This is a genomic window from Dolichospermum circinale AWQC131C (assembly GCF_000426905.1).
Taxonomy (GTDB): Bacteria; Cyanobacteriota; Cyanobacteriia; order Cyanobacteriales; family Nostocaceae; genus Dolichospermum; species Dolichospermum circinale.
Genome location: NZ_KE384632.1, coordinates 5,266 through 5,935 on the forward strand (window position 1 = coordinate 5,266; position 670 = coordinate 5,935).

Sequence of the window (670 nt, forward strand, 5' to 3'; positions counted from 1 at the left end):
GGTGTTGACAGAGGATTTTAAATATGTTATCTTTATCCCGATAAGGAAGAACTATCTTAAATTATTTATAGTAGGGTGTGTTAGCGACTGGTAACGCACCTTTAGTGAAGATTTTGTGTGTAGTATAGCGATAGCGAAGCGCTGCTGCAAGCAGTTCGCTATATAATATAATAACGCACTATTTGAAATCAATGACAGACGCTGCTTTTATTGTCCATAAAATAACTATCACCAAAATATATGACAACCAACCCACCAACTCTGACCTATACCCTGGAAGAAATATTGTCTCGTCTGGATCAAAAGATAGAGAAGCAATTTACTGAAGTAAATCAAAAAATGGATCGGCAATTTACCGAAATCAACCAAAAAATGGATCGGCAATTTACCGAAGTCAACCAAAAGTTTACTGAAGTCAATCAAAAGTTTACTGAAGTCAATCAAAAGTTTACTGAAGTCAATCAAAAAATAGATCGGCAATTTGCCGAAGTCAACAAAAAACTAGAAATTATTGATAGTAGACTAAACAAACTGGAAATTGGCCAAGCAGAATTATCAGGGGAAATTAAAATCTTAGATGAAAAACTATCTGGAGAAATTAAAACCCTAGATGAAAAAGTTATTGGTATTGATAAAAGACTAGATAACCAAGAATTTATTAATCGTGGAG

General features: G+C 33.7%; 1 protein-coding gene. It reads left to right on the forward strand.

Going from position 1 to position 670, the window contains the following annotated elements:
- Positions 1–240: 240 nt before the first annotated feature.
- A partial coding sequence (locus ACIR131C_RS23005) for a hypothetical protein (protein WP_196811790.1) occupies positions 241–670 on the forward strand: 430 nt, incomplete at its 3' end.